This is a genomic window from Mobilicoccus caccae (assembly GCF_030161635.1).
Classification (GTDB): Bacteria; Actinomycetota; Actinomycetes; order Actinomycetales; family Dermatophilaceae; genus Mobilicoccus; species Mobilicoccus caccae.
On the sequence record NZ_BSUO01000001.1, the window covers coordinates 2,274,396 to 2,294,997 of the forward strand.

Annotated in this window: 22 protein-coding genes and 2 pseudogenes; 3 read left to right on the plus strand and 21 right to left on the minus strand. The window is 71.1% G+C overall.

Annotated elements, in window-relative coordinates; all coding sequences use genetic code 11:
• Positions 1 to 22 precede the first annotated feature (22 nt).
• The 12 genes and pseudogenes from QQK49_RS11020 to rpsP all read right to left on the minus strand — a co-directional run bounded on the left by QQK49_RS11020 (position 23) and on the right by rpsP (position 6,343).
• Positions 23 to 298, minus strand: coding sequence for a magnesium chelatase domain-containing protein (locus QQK49_RS11020; RefSeq protein WP_284303954.1), 276 nt, complete (start codon positions 296 to 298; stop codon positions 23 to 25).
• On the minus strand, positions 298 to 660 hold the full coding sequence (locus tag QQK49_RS11025; RefSeq protein ID WP_284303955.1) for a YraN family protein: 363 nt from the start codon (positions 658 to 660) through the stop codon (positions 298 to 300). Before QQK49_RS11025 ends, QQK49_RS11020 begins: the two co-directional genes overlap by 1 nt.
• 283 nt (positions 661 to 943) lie before the next feature.
• Entirely contained in the window at positions 944 to 1,261 is a 318-nt protein-coding gene (locus QQK49_RS11030; RefSeq protein ID WP_284303956.1) for a DUF2469 domain-containing protein, read from the minus strand.
• Positions 1,258 to 2,064 carry a ribonuclease HII gene (rnhB, locus tag QQK49_RS11035; protein WP_284303957.1) on the minus strand — a complete coding sequence of 269 codons (807 nt, stop codon included), beginning with the start codon at positions 2,062 to 2,064 and terminating at the stop codon, positions 1,258 to 1,260. The genes QQK49_RS11030 and rnhB overlap by 4 nt, the downstream gene beginning before the upstream one ends.
• Positions 2,061 to 2,543, minus strand: a complete 483-nt coding sequence (gene lepB / locus QQK49_RS11040; protein WP_284303958.1) for a signal peptidase I — start codon at positions 2,541 to 2,543, stop codon at positions 2,061 to 2,063. Before lepB ends, rnhB begins: the two co-directional genes overlap by 4 nt.
• An 80-nt stretch (positions 2,544 to 2,623) precedes the next feature.
• Positions 2,624 to 2,974, minus strand: a pseudogene (locus QQK49_RS11045) (S26 family signal peptidase); the annotation flags it as partial.
• A 124-nt stretch (positions 2,975 to 3,098) separates the two neighbouring features.
• A complete protein-coding gene (rplS, locus tag QQK49_RS11050) occupies positions 3,099 to 3,440 on the minus strand; it encodes a 50S ribosomal protein L19 (RefSeq protein ID WP_284303959.1) in 342 nt (113 codons plus the stop codon).
• Between the two features lie 182 nt (positions 3,441 to 3,622).
• A complete protein-coding gene (locus QQK49_RS11055; protein ID WP_348536168.1) occupies positions 3,623 to 4,579 on the minus strand; it encodes a GNAT family N-acetyltransferase in 957 nt (318 codons plus the stop codon).
• A gap of 2 nt (positions 4,580 to 4,581) precedes the next feature.
• On the minus strand, positions 4,582 to 4,899 hold the full coding sequence (locus QQK49_RS22820; RefSeq protein ID WP_348536169.1) for a hypothetical protein: 318 nt from the start codon (positions 4,897 to 4,899) through the stop codon (positions 4,582 to 4,584).
• Positions 4,896 to 5,405 (minus strand): ribosome maturation factor RimM, encoded by a 510-nt coding sequence (gene rimM / locus QQK49_RS11060; RefSeq protein ID WP_284303960.1) that lies wholly within the window; start codon positions 5,403 to 5,405, stop codon positions 4,896 to 4,898. The genes QQK49_RS22820 and rimM overlap by 4 nt, the downstream gene beginning before the upstream one ends.
• 171 nt (positions 5,406 to 5,576) lie before the next feature.
• Positions 5,577 to 5,813 carry an RNA-binding protein gene (locus QQK49_RS11065; RefSeq protein WP_284303961.1) on the minus strand — a complete coding sequence of 79 codons (237 nt, stop codon included), beginning with the start codon at positions 5,811 to 5,813 and terminating at the stop codon, positions 5,577 to 5,579.
• 2 nt (positions 5,814 to 5,815) lie between these two features.
• A complete protein-coding gene (gene rpsP / locus QQK49_RS11070; RefSeq protein WP_284303962.1) occupies positions 5,816 to 6,343 on the minus strand; it encodes a 30S ribosomal protein S16 in 528 nt (175 codons plus the stop codon).
• A 230-nt stretch (positions 6,344 to 6,573) separates the two neighbouring features.
• Between rpsP and QQK49_RS11075 the strand changes: the two genes are divergently transcribed.
• Positions 6,574 to 8,010 (plus strand): MFS transporter, encoded by a 1,437-nt coding sequence (locus QQK49_RS11075; RefSeq protein ID WP_284303963.1) that lies wholly within the window; start codon positions 6,574 to 6,576, stop codon positions 8,008 to 8,010.
• 105 nt (positions 8,011 to 8,115) lie between these two features.
• On the opposite strand, the gene QQK49_RS11080 is transcribed toward QQK49_RS11075, so the two are convergent.
• From QQK49_RS11080 to QQK49_RS11110, 7 genes and pseudogenes are all read right to left on the minus strand, one after another.
• The gene (locus tag QQK49_RS11080; protein WP_284303964.1) at positions 8,116 to 9,009 is read right to left on the minus strand and encodes a GNAT family N-acetyltransferase; all 894 of its coding nucleotides are present in this window, start codon (positions 9,007 to 9,009) and stop codon (positions 8,116 to 8,118) included.
• Positions 8,993 to 10,080 (minus strand): annotated as a pseudogene (locus QQK49_RS11085) (amidohydrolase family protein). The gene QQK49_RS11080 and the pseudogene QQK49_RS11085 overlap by 17 nt, the downstream one beginning before the upstream one ends.
• Before the next feature lie 528 nt (positions 10,081 to 10,608).
• Positions 10,609 to 11,034 (minus strand): alternative ribosome rescue aminoacyl-tRNA hydrolase ArfB, encoded by a 426-nt coding sequence (arfB, locus tag QQK49_RS11090; RefSeq protein WP_284303965.1) that lies wholly within the window; start codon positions 11,032 to 11,034, stop codon positions 10,609 to 10,611.
• Between the two features lie 276 nt (positions 11,035 to 11,310).
• Complete coding sequence (ffh, locus tag QQK49_RS11095) at positions 11,311 to 12,978, minus strand: signal recognition particle protein (protein WP_284303966.1); 1,668 nt, start codon at positions 12,976 to 12,978, stop codon at positions 11,311 to 11,313.
• A 145-nt stretch (positions 12,979 to 13,123) separates the two neighbouring features.
• Positions 13,124 to 14,446, minus strand: coding sequence for a glycosyl hydrolase family 65 domain-containing protein (locus QQK49_RS11100; RefSeq protein ID WP_284303967.1), 1,323 nt, complete (start codon positions 14,444 to 14,446; stop codon positions 13,124 to 13,126).
• Positions 14,410 to 15,453, minus strand: coding sequence for a glycoside hydrolase family 65 protein (locus QQK49_RS11105; protein WP_284303968.1), 1,044 nt, complete (start codon positions 15,451 to 15,453; stop codon positions 14,410 to 14,412). Before QQK49_RS11105 ends, QQK49_RS11100 begins: the two co-directional genes overlap by 37 nt.
• 153 nt (positions 15,454 to 15,606) lie before the next feature.
• Positions 15,607 to 15,954, minus strand: coding sequence for a TraR/DksA family transcriptional regulator (locus tag QQK49_RS11110; protein ID WP_284303969.1), 348 nt, complete (start codon positions 15,952 to 15,954; stop codon positions 15,607 to 15,609).
• A 133-nt stretch (positions 15,955 to 16,087) separates the two neighbouring features.
• Between QQK49_RS11110 and QQK49_RS11115 the strand changes: the two genes are divergently transcribed.
• Complete coding sequence (locus QQK49_RS11115) at positions 16,088 to 17,341, plus strand: NYN domain-containing protein (protein WP_284303970.1); 1,254 nt, start codon at positions 16,088 to 16,090, stop codon at positions 17,339 to 17,341.
• Between the two features lie 45 nt (positions 17,342 to 17,386).
• Here the strand turns inward: QQK49_RS11115 and QQK49_RS11120 are convergent, their stop codons facing one another.
• Complete coding sequence (locus QQK49_RS11120; protein WP_284303971.1) at positions 17,387 to 18,532, minus strand: DNA glycosylase AlkZ-like family protein; 1,146 nt, start codon at positions 18,530 to 18,532, stop codon at positions 17,387 to 17,389.
• Between the two features lie 220 nt (positions 18,533 to 18,752).
• Here QQK49_RS11120 and QQK49_RS11125 point away from each other — a divergent pair, with 220 nt between their 5' ends.
• Positions 18,753 to 19,481 carry an AIM24 family protein gene (locus QQK49_RS11125; protein ID WP_284303972.1) on the plus strand — a complete coding sequence of 243 codons (729 nt, stop codon included), beginning with the start codon at positions 18,753 to 18,755 and terminating at the stop codon, positions 19,479 to 19,481.
• 87 nt (positions 19,482 to 19,568) lie between these two features.
• Here the strand turns inward: QQK49_RS11125 and QQK49_RS11130 are convergent, their stop codons facing one another.
• A complete protein-coding gene (locus QQK49_RS11130; protein ID WP_284303973.1) occupies positions 19,569 to 20,525 on the minus strand; it encodes a phosphatidylinositol-specific phospholipase C/glycerophosphodiester phosphodiesterase family protein in 957 nt (318 codons plus the stop codon).
• Between the last annotated feature and the right edge of the window lie 77 nt (positions 20,526 to 20,602).

Below are 20,602 nucleotides of genomic sequence, written 5' to 3' on the forward strand. Positions count from 1 at the left end.
GAGATACGATCGCCATCCCAATCTATGACCGCGTTTGCGTGTCGTTTGACAGGTCGAAGTGGCTGCCCGCCTTGGGCAGCGAGGCCGGCGACAGGTTGACCGTGACGCGCCGGTTGGGCACGGGCAGACCGCTGTTGCCACCGGCCGCCTTGATGCGGTCCGCGGACTGTCGGCACGCCGTATCGGGCAATCCGCCGATGACGAAGGCCGGCAGGCCCATGACGATGTCGGCCTCGATGTCCACGGCCGCGCCCTCGAGACCGGTCAGCGTGACACTGCGCGTGCGTCCGACGGCCATCACGCCACCGCCACGAGGTGTTCGAGGTCGGCCGGGCCGGACGAGCCGCGCAGGACGGCGATGACGTCGATGCGGATCTCGCGGGTGCCCGTGTCGGGGTGGGCCTCGAGCCAGCATCCGGCCAGTCGTCGCAGCCGCGCCGCCTTCACCGGCGTGACGGCCGCGGCCGGTCCGCCGTAGTCCTCGTGTCTTCGGGTCTTCACCTCGCACACGACCAGGCAGTCGTCCAGGCGGGCCACGAGGTCGATCTCGCCGACCTCGCAGCGCCAGTTGCGGTCCAGAACCGTGAACCCCGCATCGCGCAGGTAGCGGGCGGCGAGGCGCTCGCCGTACTCCCCCAGGGCTCGTCGTCGATCAGTCATTCGGTCACCTCCGCCGCTCAGCCTCGTGGGCGGGGCGGAGGCCCGGATCCGGTCGTGCGACCGCTGTGGAAACCGCTCGGAGCGGTCGGAGCTGGGGACGAAGCGCCGACGTACTGACGGCACGCGAGGCTCGTGCACGCTGGAGCCGACGACACGCCCACCGCCACCCGCGGCATCGCGCATCTGCGTGATTCAGGCCGACGTGGGTGGGCGGGTCGGCGGCTGCCATGCGCACATGAGGCCCGCCCCGCGCGGCTCAGGCGCGCGCCGGGCCCTCAGCGCGTCAGAACTTGCCGTCCTCAGGCACTTCGAGGTCGTTCTTGGCGAGCTCTTCGATGTTGACGTCCTTGAAGGTGACGACCCGCACGTTCTTGACGAACCGCGCCGGACGGTAGACGTCCCACACCCACGCGTCGGACATGCTGACGTCGAAGTACACCTCGCCGGAGTCGGAGCGCACCTTCACGTCGACGGCGTTGCACAGGTAGAAGCGCCGCTCGGTCTCGACCACGTGCGTGAACAGTCCCACGACGTCGCGGTACTCCCGATAGAGCTGCAGCTCCATCTCCGTCTCGTACTTCTCGAGGTCCTCGGAACTCATGTCAGCCTCACCTTCACCGACCCATCATGGCCCATGCCGGGTCGCCTCTCCGTAGCCATCGTCGCCTGTGCCGGATCCTCCCCGAGCAGACGCCACGACCTGCGGTGATGCCCGCAGGGACCGTGTCGCAGCAGGGCGGCCCGATGTTCGGGGGCGGCGTAGCCCTTGTTGATCGCCCAACCGTACTCGGGCACCTCGTCGGCCAGCGCGACCATGCGGGCATCCCGCTCGACCTTGGCGAGCACGCTGGCGCCGGCGACGCTGGAGCACGTCATGTCGGCCTTGATCCGGGTGCGCACGGGCGGGATCGACACCTCCGGCCACCGAGGCTGCGGCCGCGCGGCGACGTCGAGGTCGAGGGTGAGCTGCGCTGAACTCACCGGCGGCGTGAGCCAGTCGTGGTTGCCGTCGAGCAGGACGACGTCGGGCACGACCCCGCACTCGGCCAAGGCGCGCAGCCCGGCGAGCCGCAGCGCCGGGAGGATGCCGAACTCGTCGATCTCCTCGGGGCCGGCATGGCCGACGGCGAACGTGTGCGCCCACCTGCGCACACGCGGCGCGAGCGCCTCACGGGTGGCGGGGGGCAGAAGTTTGGAGTCCTTGAGACCGGCCGGCGCGGTGGGGGTGTCCAGCCGGACGACCACGACGCCGACGGAGACCGGACCCGCCAGAGCACCACGGCCGACCTCGTCCATCCCGGCGACCAGGGTGTGCCCGGCGCGCAGGAGTTCTCGTTCGATGCGCAGGCTGGGCCGACTCGACGGACGCGTCGTCCGTCGCCGTGGTGCGGGAGCAGAGGTCACGGGGTTCCAGCGCCCGAGGGGGCCGGGGATACCGCGGCCGAGGGGGCCGGGACGTTCTGGAACGTGCCCTTCGGCTCGCCCAGCCAGGTCAACCGGTTGAGCGGCCAGACGATCGCGAACGCGCGCCCGACGACGTTGTCGACAGGTACCGACCCGACCAGGCCCGGGTCTCCGTCGCCCTCCTGGTACCGGGAGTCACGCGAATCCGAGCGGTGATCGCCGAGGACCCACAGCCGCCCCTGCGGGACGACGACGTCGAAGTCGACCTGGGTCGGGGCGTCGCCGGGGTGCAGGTACGGCTCCTCGACCGGGACCCCGTTGACCGAGATCGGACCGCCCACGGTGCCGCTGACGCGGTCTCCGGGCATGCCGACGATGCGCTTGATGAGGTGGTTGCCCTCGTCCTCCGGCAGCAGACCCACCCAGGTGAGCACGTTGTTGATCGTGCCGGCGACGCCGTCCTGCGGCGTGGGGGGCACGACGTCGGGCTCGAGCCAGCCACCGGATCCTCGAAGACGACGATGTCGCCCCGTTCGAGGTCGAAGGGTCCGGGAGTCAACTTGCTCACCAGGACCCGGTCGTCCTTGACCAGGGTGCTCATCATCGAGGCCGAGGGGATCCAGAACGTCTGCACCAGCCACGTCTTGGCGATGAGGGAGAGGACCACCGCCAGGGCGACGACGATGACGATCTCCTTGACGAACACGAACAGGGAGTGCCAGAGGGACCCACCGCGGTCGGCCTGACCGGCGCTCGTCGCGCCGCCGACACCGTGGTCGTCGCGGCCGCTGTCCTGCGATCGGCTCATTCTGATCCTGTCGTCGTGCTGTGGGTCTGCGGTCCCCCGACCAGAGTCGCCCTGTGGCGACGTCAACCCTTGTCCCAGTGGGCACCGTATACCGCGCGCCATCGGCTCACTCCGCCTGTCGGCGGCGTGGTGCTCGAATCACATGGGGCGGCTGCGGCAACGGTGTCCCGATGTGCCGCCGCCCCGGCCCACAGGGCGGACCGGGGCGTGCGGGTATGCCTCAGGCTCAGCGCTTCTCGCGGATCTTGGCGGCCTTGCCGCGCAGGTTGCGCAGGTAGTAGAGCTTGGCGCGACGCACGTCACCGCGGGTGACGACCTCGATCTGCTCGACGACCGGGCTGTGCAGCGGGAAGGTGCGCTCGACACCGACGCCGAAGCTCATCTTGCGCACGGTGTAGGTCTCGCCGATGCCCCCACCGTGACGGCGGATGACGACGCCCTGGAACACCTGGACACGCGAGCGCGTGCCTTCGATGACTCGCACGTGCACCTTGACGGTGTCACCGGCCCGGAACTCGGGGATGTCGGTGCGCAGGTTGGCCTTGTCGACCAGGTCGAGCTTCTTCATGTCGCATTCGCTTTCTCGGCGGTGCCACGGGTCACCCCGGATGGGTGTTCGTTCGCTCGGTGCGTCGTCAGGCCGCATGCGCCGATCTCGGCTGCACGTCCCCCCGTGGTGGGGGCCATCTGGGATCGTCGACGCGAAGCTCCATCTTGCCAGAGAGGGCCGTGTCGGCGGAAATCCCCCGCTCAGCCCAACCGTTTGACGAACTCCACGGTGCCCGCGGGCACGTCGGCGGAGGTCTCCCCAGCTCGCGACCGACGGTACCCCGCCTTGCGGTAGAGCCTTTGGTTGCCGCTGCTGGCCTCGCCCGTGACGAGGTGGGCGAGCCGCGCGCCCGGTGGGGCGGAGCGCTCGGCGTGGGCGAGCAGGCGGCGACCCAGGCCGCGTCCCCGGAGGTCGGGGACGATCATGAGGCGCCCGATCTCCCAGCGGTCCGGCAGGTCGTCGGGGCCGGTGCTCGACCAGGCCCGCCCGCGCACCGACCCGACGAGCCGTCCGCCCGCATCCCTCAGCACCCACGTGGTCCAGCGGGTGATCCCGAGGCGCACGTCCTCGGGTTCTTCGGTCAACGGCGGGATGTCCCAGGTGCCGGCCAGGCGCCCCTCCCCCAACCAGCAGCAGCGTTGCAGCACGAGGAGTTCGGCGGCGTCGGCGGGAACGGCGGGGCGCAGCTGGAGGTCGTCCCAGTCGCTCGCCGCGGAGGTCGGCGTGAGATCCGGACGTCGGGCGATCGTGCGGTCGATGCTCTGCTCCCGGCGCCACGCCTCGATGCGGCCGTGGTCGCCGCTCAACAGCACGGCGGGCACCTCGCGCCCCCGCCAGGAGGCCGGCTTGGTGTAGACGGGGTACTCGAGCAGGCCGTTCTCGTGCGACTCCTCCACGAGCGATTCGGCGTTGCCGACGACCCCGGGGATGAGCCGCGCGATCGCCTCGACCATCGCCAGCACGGCGACCTCGCCGCCGTTGAGGACGTAGTCGCCGAGGGAGATCACCTCCACGCGTCCGTCGAAGACCTCGCGGGCGTGGTCGTACACGCGCTCGTCGATGCCTTCGTAGCGGCCGCAGGCGAAGACGAGCCAGTTCTCGCGGGCGAGACGACGGGCGGTGGCCTGGGTGAACGGGGTTCCGCCCGGGCCGGGCACGATCAGCCGGGGCCGGGGGCATCCGCTACGGCATCGGCGCCCACGCCCTGCTCGGCCACCACCGCGTCCAGCGCCTCGGCCCACGGCTCGGGCTTCATCACCATGCCGGCTCCCCCGCCGTAGGGGGTGTCGTCGACGGTGCGGTGACGATCGTGCGTGTGATCGCGCAGGTCACGGACCCGGACGTCGAGCACCCCGTCGCGGCGGGCCTTGCCGAGGAGGGAGAGGTCGAGCGGCCGGAGGTACTCGGGAAAGATCGTGAGGACGTCCAGGCGCAGCCGGTGCCCGGACCCGGGCTGCTCGGGTGCCGGCGCGCTCATGCGTCGAGGTCGAACAGACCGTCGGGGGCGTCGACGACGACGTGCCCCTGCCCCGGGGACTCGATCTCCACCACGGGGACCAGGGCCTCGACGAAGGGCACCAGCCCGCTGCGCCCGTCGTCCAGGCGCACTTCCAGCAGATCCTGCGCGGGGCGGACCTGCAGCGCCGCGATCTCACCGATGCGCGCCCCTGCCGGATCGCGCACTTCCACGCCCACGAGATCGTCCTCGTACCAGGCGTCCTCGTCGTCGTGCTCCTCGGCGAGGATCAGTCGGATACCCCGCAGGGCCTCGGCGGTCGTCCGGTCGGTCGACTGCGCGAACTTGAGCAGCCAGATCCCCTGGTGGACGCGCGCCGACTCGAGGACCAGGCCGTCACCGGCGGGCTCGGTGCCGAACACCGCACCGGGGACGAACCGCTCCTCGGGCGTGTCGGTGTGCACCTGGACCGTGACCTCACCGCGCAACCCGTGCGGCCTGCCGATGCGGGCGACGACGGCACTCATGAACTCCCCTGGGGTCGGTGTGGACGACGGTAAGACTAGACGCTGACCACTGCTGTGCCTGCGCGGCACCGGCGAGGCGCCGGTCGAGGAACGCGCTCCACCGCGGGGGCCACATGCGACAGGGCGCCACCCCGAAGAGGGTGACGCCCTGGTGTGCGCGATGTGTGCGCCTCAGCGGTCGAGGTCGACGATGTCGATGCGGACCTGCCGGCCTCCGGCCAACGCACCGACGACGGTGCGCAGAGCACTGGCGGTGCGACCGGACCGACCGATCACGCGGCCGAGGTCGTCGGGATGGACTCGCACCTCGAGCAGTTCGCCACGGCGAAGCTCGCGGTGGCGGATCTCCACCTCGTCCTCGTGGTCGACGATGCCCTTGACGAGGTGCTCGAGCGCTTCTTCCAGCATGATCAGGCTTCGGCCGGCTTGTCGGTCGCGGCCTCCGCGGCGTCAGCGGCGGGCGCGTCCTCGACGGGGGCCTCGGCCGGGGTCTCCTCGGCTGCGGGGGCGGCCTCGTCGGCGGCGGGCTCCTCGGCCTTCTTCGCCGCCTTCTCCTTCTTCTTCGGCGGGTTCTTCTCGTAGTCCTCGTCGGCCTTGCCCGCGGCGGCCATGGCGGCCTCGTAGAGGTCCTTCTTGTTGGGCTTCTCGGCCTGCGGCTTGAGGGTGCCCTCGCCGCCGTCGATGCCCTTGAACTTCTGCCAGTCGCCGGTCACCTTGAACAGGGCCTGGACCTGCTCGGTCGGCTGCGCGCCGACTCCGAGCCAGTACTGGGCACGCTCGGAGTCGATCTCGATGACCGAGGGCTCACGGGTGGGGTGGTAGAGGCCGATCTCCTCGATGGCACGGCCGTCGCGCTTGGTGCGCGAGTCCATGACGACGACGCGGTAGAACGGTGCACGGATCTTGCCCATGCGCTTCAGACGGATCTTGACAGCCACGTGTGTGGTCTCCTCGACACAATCGTGAGCACGGCAAGACCGGCAACGGAATCTGCCGGGGAACCGATACTCGGGGTGTAGGCGCCCGATGTCTCCCGGCAACGGTGACGGCCGGGCGGGTACAGCCGTCCATTATGCCAGACGGGAGCCGGAGCGCCCACCCGCTCCCGTGGCGACCGCCGACCGCTGCCGCTGCCGCTGCGATCGTCGGCGGGTGTCAGAGTGGGCCGGTGAACGACACTGCCGGCGACAGCCCCACCGAGGCGGGACGGCGTCACCCGCGGCGCATGCTCGCCGTCCTCATCACCCCGCTGTTCATGGCTCTGGTGTCGGTGTCGGTCATCAACGTGGCGTTGCCCTCGATCCAGTCCGGGCTGCGGACCGACAGCACCCATCTGCAGTGGGTCATCTCGGGGTACGCGCTCTCCTTCGGCATGCTGCTCATCCCCGCCGGACGCGCCGGGGACGCGCGGGGCCGGCGACGGCTGTTCCTCGTCGGATTGTCCTTGTTCGTGATCGGGTCGGCCCTCAGCGCGCTCGCCCCGACCATCCTCGTGCTCAACGTCGCCCGCGTTCTTCAGGGGATCGGATCCGGGCTGCTCAACCCGCAGACGATCGGCATGATCCACCGCACGTTCTCGGGCCAGGACCGGGCGATGGCGTTCGCGCTCATGGGGACGACGGTCGGGGTCTCCACGGCCATCGGTCCCGTCCTCGGCGGGGTGCTCATCGGGGCTCTGGGGCCCGAGCTCGGCTGGCGGTGGATCTTCGGCATGAACGTGCCGATCGGCCTGGTCGCCCTCGTGGGCGCGATGCGGTGGTTGCCGCAGGACCGGCTCCCCCGCGGCGCCCGGAGTCCCGACCTCGACCCCGTCGGCGCCCTGCTGCTGGGTGCCACGGTCCTGGGGATCATGCTCCCGTTCCTGGAACGCGGCACCCACGGACTCATCTGGGGCACACCGGTGCTCGCGCTCGGGCTCGCCTACGCGTGGGTCCGGTGGGAGAAGCGGTACGCCCGATCCGGCCGGGAGCCGATGGTGCGCGTCGAGATCTTCCGCCAGAAGGCCTTCACCGCCGGGCTCGCGCTCATCTCCGTGCACTTCGTCGGCATCACCTCGGTGTGGATCTCGGTGGCCGTGTTCGTCCAGATGGGACTCGGCGCCTCGGCGCTCGTGTCGGGACTCATCGGGCTGCCCGCCTCGGTCCTCAACGCGATCACCGCGCAGATCGCCGGGCGGCATGTGCTGCGGCTGCGCCGACTCGTCGTCGTCATCGGGTTCTGCCTGGCCATCACCGGGCTGCTCGGCACCATCGCCGTCCTCGGGCCGGTCGCCGACGGGACCCTGCCGATCTGGGCCGTGGCGATCCCGCTCGCGCTGCTCGGCCCGGCGCAGGGGTGCATCGTCAGCCCCAACCAGACCCTGACCCTGGAGCAGATCGACGTCCGGTACGGCGGCGTCGCCGGCGGCATCCTGCAGACGGGCCAACGGCTCGGCGGCGCGACCGGCACCGCCCTCATCCCCGGAATCCTGTTCCAACTGGTGGAGACCGGTCACGCCTGGACGACGGCGATGACGGTGGCACTGCTGCTCATCGCCGGGCTGGCGACCATCGCCCTCGTGATCGCCGTGGCAGATCACCGGCGCGAGCGTCGGGCGCGGGACTGAGCAGAACCTGCACTGCGGACCCCTCGGGACACGATCCGAGGTCTCCCGTCACACGCACCACGGAGACGAGCACCGCGAGCGACCGCCGCCTCATCCCCGGGCGGGTCACAGGTGGGCGCGGTCCCGCACGTAGAGCGCCGTCCGGGTGACCGACGCCGGGTCGGCCAGGTCGCGGGCTGAGGCGATGTGGTGCGCCCGCGTTCCGCCCGCCTCCCAGGTGGCCTGGTCGGCGACCACGACGGCGCCGGTGACGGCGTCCGCGAGTCTCTCGGCGAGCGTTCCGTCGTCGGCGCGCACGACGGGCACGCCGATCTCGACGGCGAGGGCCCGCGCGGCCGCGACGGTGTCACCGTCGTTCGCGCCGTCGGGGGTCACGACGACGATCGGGCGGTCGTGGTCCTGCGGCGGATACGGGTCGGTGGGCCAGTCGCCGCGGTCGGCACCGTAGACGACGTGATCGCGCCAGGCCTCCCGCCCCGTCTCGTCGCCGAGCCACAGGTAGTTGGGGTAGGCGCCGCGGCGTCGGAACCCGATCGAGCGCAGGAGTCCCGCCGAGCGCACGTTGCCCGGCTGGACGGCGGCCTCGACGCGGTTGAGGCCGAGCCCTCGCGGTGAGGGCCGCAGGCTGACCTCGACGACGAGCCGCAGCCCCTCGGCGAACAGCCCTTGCCCGGCGTAGGGGTCGTAGGCGTCGTAGCCCATCACGCCGCTGAAGGCCCGGCCGCGGGTGATGCCGGTGACGTTGACCTTGCCGACCACGTCGTGCGCGCCCCGGCGCACGTGGGGCAGGGCGCGGATGAGGAAGGTGCGGTGCAGGTCCGACTGTCGCTGCAGGTGGTAGGGCAGGTCGTCGGGATTGACGGGGTTCCAGGGGCGGATGCGCTCGCGGGACTCCTCGACCGCCCGGCGGTAGATCGGGATGTCGGCCTGGGTGATGGTGTCGACGCGGACCCGGTCGCCGACCTCCGACAGCGGAGCCGGTTCAGAGGACAACGGCACCGCGCAGGACGATGTTGCGGGGGTCGGCCATCGTGCGCAGATCCTCACGCGGGTCGTCGCGGTAGACGACGAAATCGGCGGTCGCGCCCTCGGTGAGCCCCTCGCGTCCGAGCCATTCCCGCGCCTTCCAGGTGGCGGCGGAGATGGCCTCCTCGGTGGTCATGCTCGTCTTGGCGAGTTCGGCGACCTCGCGGGCGACGAGGCCGTGCGGGAGGCTGCCGCCCGCGTCCGTCCCGCAGAAGATCGGCACCCCGGCCTCGTGGGCGGCGCTGATGGTGTCGTACCGGCGTGCGTGCAGGTCACGCATGTGGGCGGCGTAGCCGGGGTACTTCTTCTCCCCGCCGGCGGCGATGTCGGGAAAGGTCCCGATGTTGACCAGGGTCGGCACGATGGCGATGCCCTGCCGCGCGAAGGTGTCGATCGTGTCGGGAACGAGCCCGGTGGCGTGCTCGATGCAGTCGACACCCGCCTCGGCGAAGTCCACGAGCGACTGCTCCGCGAAGCAGTGGGCCGTGACGCGGGCTCCTCCTCGTGCGCGGCCTGGACCGCGAGCTTGAGCGCGGACACCGGCCAGCACGTGCCGAGGTCGCCCTGCTCGCGGTCGATCCAGTCGCCGACGAGCTTGACCCAGCCGTCGCCGCGGCGGGCCTCCTGACGGACGTAGGTGACGAGGTCCTCCGGCTCGATCTCGTGGGCGAAACCGGGGATGTACCGGCGGGTGCGGGCGATGTGCCGGCCGGCGCGGATGAGCTGCGGGAGGTCGTCGCGCTCCTGGATGAAGCGGGTGTCGAGCGGTGAGCCGGCGTCGCGGATGAGCAGGGTGCCGGCGTCACGATCGGTCATCGCCTGCTCGACCGCCCGGTCCTCCTCGACGGCGCCGCGCGCGTCGAGACCGACGTGGCAGTGCGCGTCGACCAGGCCGGGCAGCACCCACCCCTGCACGCTCTGGACCTCGGCCTCACCGACGGGCTTCTCGAACGTGATCCGCCCGCCCACCACCCACATCTCGTCGACGATCTCCTGCGGACCGACCAGGATCCGACCACGCACGTGCAGCACCGGAGCATCCATGGGTGCGACCTTACTGGCGGCGGGCAGCCCGAAAGCGGTTTCCGGCCCGGAGCTCGGCGAGCGAATCGCTCCTGCGTGCGAGGTCGCGCGGAGCGACCCGCCACGTGATCACGCCCCCGACCGGTCGGTGCCTCGAGCGGCCCGTCCTCGCGGCCCACCACCATGCTGCGCCGAGGAGCGCCGTCACGATGCCGGGAACGGCGGCGAGCACCGCCTTTCAGGCGCCGGGCTCCGACAAGACGGGGGATCGCATCAACCACCAGGTGCAGGTGTGGAGGACGACGGTGGCGACGACCACGAGGTCCGCCGGCCTCCACGGCGCTGCGACCGGCAGCGGAACCAGGTCGGTGCTCCACGAAGAACAACACGAACAACATCGAGACACGGGCGTTTCGTATCGCCGCAGGTCAGCGTCCTGGCCTGGCTGGGACACCCCGGTTCATGTTGTCCGTGTTGTTCTTCGGGTGACGACCGAGCCCCGCTCTCGGGCTGATGACGAACCTCCCACCCGCACCAGGACCCCGGACGTCAGTCCGTGGGGCGGGAGCGGCCGCGCTTGATCTCCGAGCGTCGCTTCTTGCCGGCGAGGCGGCGTTCCTTGGAGCCACGGGTCGGCTTGGTGGCACGGCGGGCACGTGGGGACGGCGCGATGGCCTCGCGCAGGATCTGCGCGAGTCGTTCGCGCGCGATGCGCCGGTTGGCCAACTGGCTGCGGCGTTCGGCCACGGCGATCGTCAGCTCCCCCGCCACCAGCCGGGTCGCGAGCCTGGCCCGGGCGCGTTCACGCAACTCATCCGGCAGCGAGGGCGACCCCGCGACGTCGAACGTGAGCTCGACCCGCGAATCGGCGGTGTTGACGCCCTGACCGCCCGGGCCGGAGGCGTGCGAGAAGCGTTCACGCAGCTCGGAGGCCGGGATGCGCACCCGCGCGCTGACCACCACCTCGCCGTCCATGGAGCCATCGTCTCAAGGGCGGTCCCCCGGGACACCCGCGCCGCCGGTCGGGAGGAGGTGACCCGTCAGTCACCCCAGAAGGAGGCGATCCCACTCAGCCGCGCAGCGTCGACGGTGACCGTGACGACGCTGCTCGTGCCGGGCCAGTGCGTCACGACGCAGTCGTCGAAGCCGAGCGGGCAGCCGGTCGGGCATCTCCGGTGTCGCCATGACGACACCTGTGCTGTCTGGCCGGGTGTCCGCTCGGGTGCCCACCTCACCTGGGCGGGTGCGGTCCTACTTGAGGAACTTGTCGAACCCCTTGGGGAGCTTGCTCGCGTCGAACTGGCTCATCGCCTTGGCGATGTCGGCCTGGCTGGGCTGGCCCTGAGGCTCGGCCTGCCCGCCACCCAGAGCTCCGAGCGCGCTGCCCGGCGCCTGCTCGTCCCCACCACCGAAGGCACCCGAGATCGCGTTCTCGCGGGCCTGGGCCGCCTTGGCCTGGAGGTCCTTCTCCTGCTGGGCGCGCTTGGCGGGGTTGCCGCTCTTGCCCTTCTTCTTCGGCGGGGCCTTCTTCTTCGCGCCGGCACCACCGCCGGGCATCCCCGGCATGCCACCGCCGCGCTTGAGTTGGCGCATCATCTTCTGCGCGTCGCCGAAGCGCTCGAGCAGGCCGTTGACCTCGCTCACGTGCACACCCGAGCCCTTGGCGATGCGGGCGCGGCGCGAGCCGTTGATCTGCTTGGGGTGGGTGCGCTCGAACGGCGTCATCGAGCGGACCATCGCCTCGACGCGGTCGAACTCCTTGTCGTCCAGAGCGTTGAGCTGGTCACGCATCTGGTTCATCCCCGGCATCATGCCGAGCAGCTGCTTGAGGTTGCCCATCTTGCGCACGGCGGCCATCTGCTGGAGGAAGTCGTCGAACGTGAAGTCCTCGTCCGCCATGAACTTGCGCGTCAGCTCTTCCTGCTGACCGCGGTCGAAGGCGCGCTGGGCCTGCTCGATGAGGGTGAGCACGTCACCCATGTCGAGGATGCGTGAGGCCATCCGGTCGGGGTGGAAGACCTCGAAGTCCTTGGTCTGCTCGCCGGTGGAGGCGAACATGATCGGCTTGCCCGTCACGTGCGCCACCGACAGCGCCGCACCACCGCGGGCGTCGCCGTCGAGCTTGGACAGGACGACGCCGGTGAAGTCGACGCCGTCGGCGAAGGCCTGGGCGGTCTCGACCGCGACCTGGCCGATCATCGCGTCGATGACGAAGAGCACCTCGTCGGGGGAGATCGCGTCGCGGATGTCGCGGGCCTGCTTCATCAGCTCCTGGTCGATGGCCAGGCGGCCGGCGGTGTCGACGATGACCACGTCGCGCTGTTCCCGCTTCGCCTGCTCCACACCCGCGCGGGCGACCGACACCGGGTCGCCGTATCCCCGTGTGCCCGTGCCGTACTCGACGGCCGCGTCATACCCGGCGACGTTGCCTCGTTCGGGGGCGAACACCGGCACCCCGGCACGCTCACCGACGACCTCGAGCTGCGTCACCGCGTTCGGACGCTGGAGGTCGGCCGCGACGAGCATCGGGGTGTGTCCCTGCTGCTTGAGCCAGGCGCCGAGCTTGCCGGCCAGGGTCGTCTTACCCGATCCCTGCAGACCCGCGAGCATGATGACCGTCGGCGGGTTCTTGCTGAAGTTCAGGTTGCGGGTCTGCCCGCCGAGGATGCCGACGAGTTCGTCGTTGACGATCTTGACGACCTGCTGCCCCGGGTTGAGCGCCTGGTGCACCTCCGAGCCGAGCGCCCGATCGCGCACCGCCGAGGTGAACGCGCGCACCACGGGCAGGGCGACGTCGGCATCGAGAAGGGCGACACGGATGTCGCGGATCGTCTGGTTGACGTCCTTCTCGGTGACGCGGCCCTTGCTCTTGAGGTGCTTGAAGGTCAGCGTGAGGCGGTCGGACAGATTGTTGAACACGCCCCCAGGCTAACGGACGCGCCCGGGCTCTTCGCGGGCCGAAGCCGCTCCACCGACCTCACCACACCCCGGCCGGCGGGCGACCCGCTCGGCCGATCCCGAGGGCCGGGTCGCCTCGCGGCCGACGCGCCACGATGCCGGGCCGTCAGTCCCGCGGCTCACGGCCCACGGGTTGGGTGGGCTCATCCAGGAGCGGCGCCGACTCACGCAGGTCGACGGTGACGGGTTCGCCGAGAGCCACCCTCACCGTCCGACCGTCGACCTGGATCTCGAGAGGTGAGTCACCCTCCCGCACGCGCAAGCTCGTGCCGCTCGCGGTCGTCTCCACCGACAACAGCGATCCCCGCCACCGCAACGTGTACGCCGTGCGGCTCAGGGAGGTGGGTAGACGCGGCGAGAGCTCGAGCACCTCGTGGTCCTCGCGCATCCCCCCGAGGCCGGCGACGAGCGCCATCCAGGCTCCGGCGATCGACGCCATGTGCAGGCCCTGGACCGTGTCGTCCTGCAAGTCACGCAGGTCGACGAACGCCGCCTCCCGCAGATACCGGAGCGCGAGGTCGACGTGCCCGGCCTGGGCGCACACCACTGCTTGGACCGCCGCCGACAAGGAGGAGTCCCGCACCGTCCGGGCCTCGTAGTAGTCGACGTCGCGAGCCACGTCCTCGTCGGTGAATTCGTCACGGCACCACCAGATCGCCTGGACGAGGTCGGCCTGCTTGCACACCTGGCGGCGGTAGAACTTGGCGTAGTGCGCGTGCTCCTGGACCGGGTACTGATCGGGCTTGTCCTCGAAGCGCCACTCGCGATAGGCGGTGAAGTTCTCGTTGCTCGGGTGGACGCCGAGGGCCGCGTCGTAGGGCACGTGGATCTCGTCGGCCACGCGCCTCCACTCGGCGACCTCCTCGCGGTCGACCCCCAGATCGCGTGCGAGGTCCCACGATCGCTCGCACGCCGTCGCGGCCTGGCGCAGGTGCCGGCGGGCCATGAGGTTGGTGAAGACGTTGTCGTCCACGACGCCCGTGTACTCGTCGGGCCCGGTCATGCCGAGGAAGTGCCGACCGCGGTCGTCGACGTGGGCGATGGAGGGCCACAACCGCGCCGTCTCCACCAGGACCTCGAGTCCCCCGACGGACTCCAGCGGCTCGCCGGTCACGTTGGCGTAGTGGTCGCAGGCCCGGGCGATGTCGGCGTTGACGTGCATGGCGGCCGTACTCGCGGGCCAGTAGGCCGACACCTCGCGTCCGCTGATCGTCCGCCACGCGAACGTCGCTCCCTGCACGTCGAGGACTGCGGCCCGCTCACGGGCGTCGTCCAGTGACGAGGCGCGCCACCGCAGCAGACGGGCCGCGGCGTCCGGACGCAGGAGCGTGAGGACCGGCAGGACGAACCCCTCGACGTCCCAGAACGTGTGGCCGCTGTAGCCGGTGCCGGTCAGGCCCTTCGCGCCCAGGGGGCACCCGAGACGCACGCGGCCGCCGAGAAGAGCTGGAACAGGCCGAAACGCAGGGCCTGCTGCAGGGCGGGGTCGCCGTCCACCTCGACATCTGCCGTCGACCAGAACTCCTCCAGACACGCGTGCTGGGCGGCGATCAGGCCATCCCAACCGAGGTCGCGGGAGCCGGCGACGCTTGCCTCGGCGCGCTCGGCGAGACCCTCGGGGGTGCAGTCGCTCGACCAGGCGTACCCGAGGTACTTGACCAGAGTCAGGGACTCACCGGGGCCCAGGTCCGCGACGATCGTCGTCATGACGCGGTCCTCGCTCAACTCGACCCTGGCAGCCCCGGCACCCCTGACGTCGTGCTCGGCGCAGGCGGCCACGGAGATCGACGAGTGCGCCGTGCGGTGCACGAGCAGCCCGCCGGTGTCGCTGCGGCGACGAGCGAGGGGGACGAAGGGCCGGGCGATGACCTCGGAGACGCGTGGGTCGTCGTTCTCGATCTCGGACGCCTCGTCGTTGGCCACGAGACCCGAACGGAGGATCACGCGCGCCCCCACGTGCGGCGCGGTCACCGTGTACCGCATGGCCGCCGCAGATCGGTCGACGAGCGACACCAGGCGTTCGGAGCGCACCTGCATCGGCGTGCCTGCGGGTGTCGTCCACTCCACGTGTCGGGTGAGGATGCCGGTGCGCAGGTCCAGGTGGCGGGTGTGGACCTCGGGCGGGGTCTCGCGCACGTCGAGCGGGACGCCGTCGACATGGAGTCGGATCCCCGATCCGTCGGCGACGCCGACCATGGCCTCGCCCTGCTCCGGATGCCCGTATCCCCCTTCGGGATACGACAAGGGGTGCTGCTCGTGCACCCCCGACATGTACGTGCCCGGCGAGTGGCAGGGATCGCCCTCGTCGAGCACCCCACGCATCCCGACATAGCCGTTCGACAGTGCGAACAGCGACTCCGTGACGCCCGCCACGCGCGGGTCGACGTCGGGTTCGCACACGGTCCAGGGGTCGACGACGAGGCGGGGTCTGGGCACGGTGGACTCCTGGTGGACGGTGGCGGCCGGTGGTGACAGCGACCCGACCGCCGGCCGGATGTCGGTCGAGGGCGGGGTGGGGACACTCCTCGATACCCGTCGGCGGTGGGTGTCACACCCTGACCCCGGGGCGGCGGCGTGGAGAAATGGCCGTCAGGTGGGCCGGTCCGCGCAGCTCACACACCGGTCGGTCTGGGGTCGGGCGGCCAGACGCTCGGCCGGGATCGGTCGGAGACAGGTGGCGCAGCGGCCGTCCCATCCGGCCTCGACGCGGGCGAGCGCCGCCTCGACGTCGGCGAGATGGTCGCGGGCGGCCACGGCCGTCGCGGCGTTGACGGCGCGGTCCCACGCCACCGTCGACCCCTCGGGATCGTGTTCGTCGTCGGAGTCGGCATCGCCGCGCGCCTCGGTGAGGTCGCGCAACACGGCGTCGAACTCGGCGACACGCCGGCGCGCCTCGGCCTGGGCCGCGAGCAGGGACTCACGCAGGTCCGCCGTCATGTCATCCCCTCCCTCGTGACCCGGCGATGTCTGCCGACGAGAGTACGGCGCCACCCGCCGGAGTGAGCCGTCGACACCGGGCGCTCCTTCGGACGGCTGCGTGCGGCTTCCCCGTCTTTGACACAGTGGGCCCATGAGGTCCTGCTGCGCGGTCTATGTCGACGTCGGTTACTTCCTGGCCGCTGCGGCCACGAGGGTCACCGGCAGTTCACTGCGCCGAGGTGTGCAGGCCGACTACGCCGCGCTCATCGCCTGGCTCGGCGAGCACGCCGAGGCCGACAGCGGACTGCCGCTGCTGCGCGTCAACTGGTACGACGCGGGCGGTCGCCCGGGCGGCATGCCCGACTCCTCCCAGGACGAGATCGGCCGGTTGCCCAAGGTCAAGCTGCGTCTGGGGCGGTTGTCGTACTCTGGTGAGCAGAAGGGCGTCGACGTCCGCATCGGGCTCGACCTCGCCATCCAGGCACGCCAGCGCGTCGCCGACGTCGTGTACCTCGTCTCCGGCGACGACGACCTCACCGAGGCGGTCGAGGACGCCCAGAGTCACGGCGTCCAGGTGGTGCTGCTGGCCGTTCCCCGACACGACGAGGAGCCCCTCGCGGTCTCCAAACACCTCCAGCGCGAGGTCGATCGGACCATGGTCATCGACCAGGCCGCCATCGACGCCGCGGTCAAGCCGACCGCCATCCCCGAAGCGCTCATCCCGGCTCCTCCCGGCGACTCCGAGCCGTCGGAGGAGGACGCCGACGGTGCGGAACGCTCGGCCACCGACGCGGAGCGGTCCGCCACCGACACGCGCGACCCCGAGCAGGAGCCGGCTGAGGTCGCCACAGGTCAGGGCGGAGCGCCGCTGCCCGGTCCGCCGCGACAGCGCCGCCGGACCGTCCGGGTGGTGTCGGAGACGCCCGACGCCGAGCACGCCTCCGCCGAGGCGACACAGCAGCCGTCTGCCCAGGGTGCGGACGCCGCGGATCACCGTCAGGCACAAGAGGCGACGCAGACAGAGAGTCCCGCGCCGACACCGGCTGCGGAGGAGGACTCACGGGCGTCCTCGGTGCCGACGCCCGCGATGTTCGCCCAGCGCAAGGCGGCCGGGGTGGCGTTGCCGGAGTCGGCGGCGGACATCCCCACCCCCGCCCAGGAGGGCGTGACCCTGCACGTCATCGATGCCGTGGCGCACAAGGTCGTCGCGGCCTGGTGTTCGTCGGCCACGCCCGAGGCGCTGTCCGCGCTCAAGAACGCGGCGCCGATCATCCCCTCCGAACTCGACCGCGCGCTGCTGGTGGATCTCGCCGCCCACAGCGAGGAGGGCGACCTCGACGACGAGACGCGCCACCGCCTCCGCCGTCAGTTCTGGCACCACATCGGGCGGGTCCGCCCGGTCTGAGACGCCGCGACGACCCGGCCCGAGATCCCTGACACCGGTGATCGGTCAGGGCGTCTCCAGGCCCGCGAAGGTCTTCCCGCGCGTCGCCGCGAGCAGTTCTCCTCGGGCTTCGAGGGGGCGCCGGTGACGACCGGTGTCCGTCCAGGAGTCGATGCGCAGGCTGAGGCGGGTGCCCTTCGTCGTGGGCCGCCAGGTGCCGACGATCTCGCCGTCCACGGCCACCGCGCCGGGCCGGCCGAGCACCGGCCACAGTTCTTTGTGCCGGCTCTTCTCGACGAGCAGCGCCCGGTCCTTGGCCGCAGTGAACAGGTCGTACGGCGAGAGCAGACGCACCGTCTCCTCCCCCGGGCTGCCGGCGGCCTCGAGCGCCGTCACGTCGTCGGCGAGAATGAGGGCGGTGGTGCCCGCGCGGTCGACCTCCACGACGTCCTTCGGCAGGTGCTTCTTGACCGTGGTGGCGGCCGTCTCGAGGTAGGCGGCGACGTCTGCGGGAGTCGCGGGGCCGAGGAAGTGCAGGTAGGCCCGGATGATCCGCAGATGGTCGGGGACGGCCTGCGGGTCGTCCGCGGGACCCCTCCGACGTCTGCCCGGCCACCCCGGAATGCGGCGCAGCACAGGCGGACTCGTGCCCGGCTCGAGTTCGATGCCCGCGAACAGCGGCGCCATCCGGAACGCCATCTCGGCCGGGTGGGTCGCCTTGCAGGGGCGACAGTCCACCTCGTACTCGGGCGGCAGTGTTCCGTGCAGGTGAGAGGACAGGTCTCCCTTGCTCATCGGCTCCTCGAGCGAGTCCCGCATCGCCGTCCCGAGCTCGGTCAGCGCGACGAGCGGGTCGATGCCCGCCTTCTTCCAGGTGCCGCCGGTGCCCGCCAGGCGCTTGTACGCGTCCGCCGCGTCGAAGGGTGACACCGCGGTCGCGACGTCGGTCAGATCCTCCCGGCGGTAGTGGTGGGGAGTTCCGCGCACACCCCACACGAGCGCGATCTCGTCGGCGAATCCGTCGGTGACCGCGATGGATTCAGTGACCGAGACACCGCGATCGACGAAGGAGAGTCGTCCCGCGTGTTGGGCGCCGTTCTGCAGGCCGATGTCGAGGACGGCGAGGTCGGCGGCGGCCGCGGTCCCCGGCTCACGATCCAGTTCCTGGACCCGCCAGCGGTAGCGCAGCACCTGTTCCCGTGTCACCTGCATGAGGCGAGCATGACCACCCCGGCGCCCCGCGACAAGAGCCGGCGCGTCATCACGCCGAAACCCGGTGGCGTGCGGATCGGGTCGCTCACACCTCAGGGGTTTCCTCGGGGTCATCCCCTACGACTCCAGACGATCTCCGACTCGACCGACGACCGATGCCGACCGCCCCGTCACCCCCCTACGCTGAGCCCATGACACCGATTCACCAGGGGTGGACCTCATGACGATCTACGGCGCGTTGTTCGAGCAGTACAAGGAGCAGGAGGCGCGCGAGCCGTTCTCGCGGCAGAACTCCAAGATGCTCAAGGTGCGTGTCGCCGGTGACTCCGTCTGGGCCAAGGCCGGGTCGATGGTCGCCTATCAGGGCGAGCTCCGGTTCGAGAACAAGGGGTCCGGAGGCCTCGGGCGGCTGCTCAAGCAGGCGGCCACCGGCGAGGGTCTGAGCGTCATGCGCTGCTCCGGCCGCGGGGAGATGTTCCTCGGCGACGGCGCCGCCGACGTCCAGGTGCTCTACCTGGAGGACGACATGATCTCGGTCAACGGCCGTAACGTCCTCGCGTTCTCCGACAGCATCGCGTGGGACATCCACCGGGTACAGGCGCGTGGCGCCGCGATGACCGGCGACCTGTACAACGTCTCGCTGCGTGGCACCGGGTTCGTGGCCGTGACCACGCGCGGCGAGCCCGTCGCCCTCGACGTGGGCAGCTCGACCACCTTCGGCGACCCCAACGCGGTCGTCATGTGGACCCAGGGCGTGACGATGGACGTCCGCGTCGACGCCGGCGGGCTGGGCTCGATCCTGCGCGGCGGCACCGGCGAGACGTTCCAGATGGCCTTCGGCGGTCGTGGGCACGTCGTCATCCAGCCGGCCGAGAACCGTCCGGCCTCGGGTGGGAACTCCAGCAGCAGCGGCGGTGGCGGGGTGCTCGGCGGCCTGTTCGACAACTGACCCTCCCCGCCGGACACACGACGGCCGGTGTCGCCCCGATCGGGGGCGGCACCGGCCGTCGTCGTCCGTGCTCCGGCTGGGGTGACGTCAGCCGCGTCCGCCGCGACGTTCGGTGGGGTCGTTCTTGGCGAGGAAGGTCTGCAGACCGGCGAGGTCGTCGGTGTTGATCTGGTCGACGTCGGCGGCGACGAGTTCGCGCCAGACCGCCTCGCGCGCCGGGCCGGCCGCGTCGGGGGTGGCCCAGAACCGCACCTCATACCCCTGGGCGTGGGCCAGCTTCACGATGCGGTGCAGCTTGCGGCGCTCGGCGGCGGGCATCGTGCCTTCACCCATCCAGGTGAAGTGCTTGGTCCAGTTGTCGCTGAGGACCGTCATGAGTTCGGGCGACAGGCCGCTGTAGATGTCCGGAAGGCGACCGTCGTAGGCGGAGAACCGCACGTCGGCGGCCTCCATCGCCGCCAGGTCGCGGTTGCCGGAGATGACGACCTCCACGGCTCCGGGCAGGCGACGCTCCCCGCTCCACACGGTGACGATGTCGCGGTAGTCGCGCAGCTTCTTCTCGATGACCGCCCACGTCTCGGGGCCGGACTTCACGTCGATGTAGAGCCGGAAGCGGGCCTTCCCGCCGCGGTGGACGCTCCCGCGGTTCTCCGTGATCACCCGGCGCAGCGGCTCGAGGTAGGTGTTCTGCAGGGTGCGGGCGGGGTCGGGTGCGTCATGTCCGATGAGCAGTTCGTCACCGACGAGCCACACGTCGGCCTCGACGCTGGTGAAGCCGTGGGAGAGCGCGTCGTGCAGCGGGCGGGCGTGCTCGTAGTCGTTGTGGGCGTGGGCGCGTTCGAGCGCCTGCGTGTGACGCGGCTTCGAGCCGTGGCCGGGCCCTGGGTGGGCGGTCGCCGACGGGGTCCAGAGCAGGGGAAGGGCGAGGAGCGCGGCGAGGAACACCGCGACAGGGCGCAGGGAGGTCATGCGCCGATGGTCGTCGCGACCGGCGGTCCCCTGGTCGACGAACAGGACGGCGCTGGAGGAACATTCGTCGAACACGGGGTGACGATCGTCCTGCCTCCGAATGCCTCCGGTCCGAGGCGGCGAGTCCGGCACACGCTGCGATCTCGGACGGG